Source organism: Vibrio sp. Vb1337 (assembly GCF_033338715.1).
GTDB lineage: Bacteria > Pseudomonadota > Gammaproteobacteria > Enterobacterales > Vibrionaceae > Vibrio > Vibrio alginolyticus.
Window position 1 is genome coordinate 1 of sequence record NZ_JAWOTD010000047.1, and the last position, 3,220, is coordinate 3,220.

The 3,220-nt window shown below is 46.4% G+C and carries 2 protein-coding genes; both read left to right on the top strand.

The annotated features are described in order from the left end of the window. The coding region (locus tag R7E42_RS23645) for a GGDEF domain-containing protein (protein ID WP_318073042.1) at nt 1–1,557 on the top strand (1,557 nt) is incomplete at its 5' end. A gap of 289 nt (nt 1,558–1,846) precedes the next feature. Continuing rightward, nucleotides 1,847–3,208, top strand: coding sequence for a nucleotide 5'-monophosphate nucleosidase PpnN (ppnN, locus tag R7E42_RS23650; RefSeq protein ID WP_005496242.1), 1,362 nt, complete (start codon nt 1,847–1,849; stop codon nt 3,206–3,208). The last annotated feature ends 12 nt before the right edge of the window (nt 3,209–3,220 follow it).

Consider the following 3,220-nt stretch of genomic DNA (forward strand, 5'->3'; position numbering starts at 1 on the left):
TTGGAATCCGATATTCAGTCGCAGCTGCATCAGCTGAGTTGTCAACTTGACCAACTCAGGCTGACACATCGTGATACTTCGCTCAAATTTAAGCGAGAACAACAAGTTCTCAAGCGCGTTGTGGCATCTTTGTCGTCTGCTTGCCAAGGCTCAAACACCCAAGTTGCTAACTATCTGTTTGAAATTCAGCAAGAGCTGCAACATCAAAAAGACATCAGCACTCTGATCCCGCGTTTGGCGGTACTTGAAAGAATGCTCAAACAGCAGTCGAAGACGATGGATAAACAGAACGGCTACCTCGATGAACAAATCAAACACAGCGGTGAGACACTCCAACGTGTTACGGGTTTGCCAGCGCAGTTAAAACGCGAACTGCGCAACTTAATGAGCTTCTCCGAAGTACACGCAGGGAAGAAAGTCGATCAAGCTACCCGTCTACTGAGCATCTACGAACGCGCGATTAAAATCATCACTTCGAACTCACGTTTACAACTCAGCGAATTCGAAAACAACCCAGACAAATCTCAACTAGAATGCCTCGCTGTCGATCTGCAACATACGATCACAGAACTTGATTTTGAAGGCGAATGTGGCGAGAGACTGCTTGGTATTCGTGCAAAACTGTTGCTTGGCGTGAATGCAGAATCCTTAATCGAGCTGACGTTAAGCACTCTGAAGTTAGTCGTCGAAGCGACTAAGTTTGAGCGCAAAGCGTCAAGCCAATTTCTCGATCAGTTAAACTCAGCGCTGGCGAGTAACCTCAAAACCGTCCATCAAAACGTCGATCAACACCATACTTATTTTGAGCATCGCCAAGAGCTGAATACGGAAATGAATGGTTTGGTTGAGCTCAGCCAACAATCTCTCGACCAAGCACAGGATTTAGCAGAACTCAAACAAGAAGTCGCTCCATTACTGGCCAAAATGGCCTCGTTAACCGAGCGCCTCAAGATGACGGAAGAGAGAGAACAGGCCCTGCAAGAGCGTTTAAGCTACAGCAAAAATCAGCTTGAAGCGGTGTTTGAAACCACACAAGATTACCGCCGCCGCTTAGACGACCAGACACAGCGAATGTTGCTTGATCCACTCACGAAGGTTTACAACCGAACAGCATTTAACGATCGTCTTGAGCTCGAATACCGTCGTTGGATTCGCTCTCAACAAAATCTACGAGTGGTACTGTTTGATGTCGATAACTTCAAAGCCGTAAACGACAGTTATGGTTATACCGCTGGTGATAAAGCGCTGAAGATCATCGCTCGAGCCATCAATAAGCGCGTGTCTGATACCGAAACCGTCGCTCGCTTTGGCGGTGAAGAGTTTATTCTGCTGATTCCAGAACAAAGTGAAGAATACACATTAGAACTGATGAAGAATATTCAGCGCGATATCTGTCAGCTGCCGTTTAAGTTCCGCGAGCAAAACATCATCATTACTCTGACAGCCGTCTCTACTTCATTTAAGGAATCAGACGCACCAGAATATGTGCTCGATCGCCTTGGGCAAATGCTCACTGACGCTAAAAAACGGGGCACAAACCAGCTAAACTGGAACTAAAAACCGTTCAAAAAACAAGCAAACAAACACTTTTATCCCCTCTCAAACGCTCATAACCTCCCATTTTCAACGAGTTATCACATTTATCCCCTTTCAGTCTGCTAAGCTGTTAAAACCCAAGTCACTTCAAGATGATGTATTCATTCATGACGAATATGGCATCTTGAGGTTGCTTGGGACTCGATAACCATAAAACCAAATCCTCCAGCCATCTGAGTAAAACGACACGTACAACTAAGTAAGATGCGTTGGAACTATCCCTCAAAATAATGCAACACAAGGAGGCGTTATGATTACCCATATAAGCCCCGCTGGTAGCATGGACTTGCTATCCCAACTGGAAGTTGAACGCTTAAAGAAAACCGCTTCGAGTGATCTTTACCAGCTTTATCGTAACTGTACGTTAGCGGTATTGAACTCTGGTAGCCACACAGATAACTCCAAAGAGCTTCTCGATAAACACCAATCGTTTGATGTGAATGTAGTGCGCCGCGAGCGTGGCATTAAGCTAGAGCTGACCGACCCACCAGAGCATGCGTTTGTCGATGGAGAGATCATTAAAGGCATTCAAGAACACTTATTCTCTGTACTGCGTGACATCGTTTACGTGAACATGCACTTGGCTGACAGCCAGCGCCTCAATCTCACTAACCCAACGCATATTACCAACCTTGTGTTTGGTATTTTGCGTAACGCAGGCGCGCTCACTCCCGGTATTGAACCAAATCTCGTCGTCTGTTGGGGTGGCCATTCAATCAATGGCGTTGAATACCAATACACGCGCGAAGTGGGTAACGAGCTTGGCTTACGTGAACTTAATATCTGTACGGGTTGTGGACCAGGTGCGATGGAAGGCCCGATGAAAGGAGCAGCAATCGGTCACGCTAAACAACGTTACACTGAGCAACGCTACCTTGGCTTGACAGAGCCTTCAATCATTGCCGCTGAGCCGCCAAACCCAATCGTCAACGAGCTGATCATCATGCCGGACATCGAAAAACGTTTAGAAGCGTTTGTTCGTATGGCGCATGGTATTGTGATCTTCCCGGGTGGTCCGGGTACTGCTGAAGAGTTGCTGTACATTCTTGGTATCATGATGCATCCAGACAATGCTGATCAGCCGATGCCGATTGTGTTAACCGGACCAAAAGAGAGCGAAGAATACTTCCGTTCTATCGACGCGTTTATTCGCGATACCTTAGGTGAAGAAGGTCAAAAACACTACCAAATCGTCATTGATGATCCTGCCGAAGTTGCACGTATCATGAAGCGCTCGATGGAAGATGTACGCCTTCACCGTAAAGAAAAAGGCGATGCTTACAGCTTCAACTGGTCATTGAAAATCGAACCGGATTTCCAACTGCCATTTGACCCAACGCATACATCAATGGAAGGGTTGAATTTGAACTTGGATCAAGAACCTCAAGTTCTGGCGGCTAACTTACGCAAAGCCTTCTCTGGTATTGTGGCAGGTAACGTCAAAGCCGAGGGCATTCGCGAAATCGAATGCAAAGGTCCATTTTCCATTCATGGCGATCCTGTACTGATGAAGAAGCTCGACAAGCTACTGCAAGACTTCGTTGAACAGCATCGAATGAAATTGCCAGGCGGTTCTGATTACGAACCATGCTATCGAATTGCCCATCCATAAATTGGTGGTCGA

Coding starts and splice junctions, on each gene's coding strand:
- ppnN (WP_005496242.1), top strand. CDS start 1,847: ATGATTACCCATATAAGCCCCGCTGGTAGCATGGACTTGCTATCCCAA.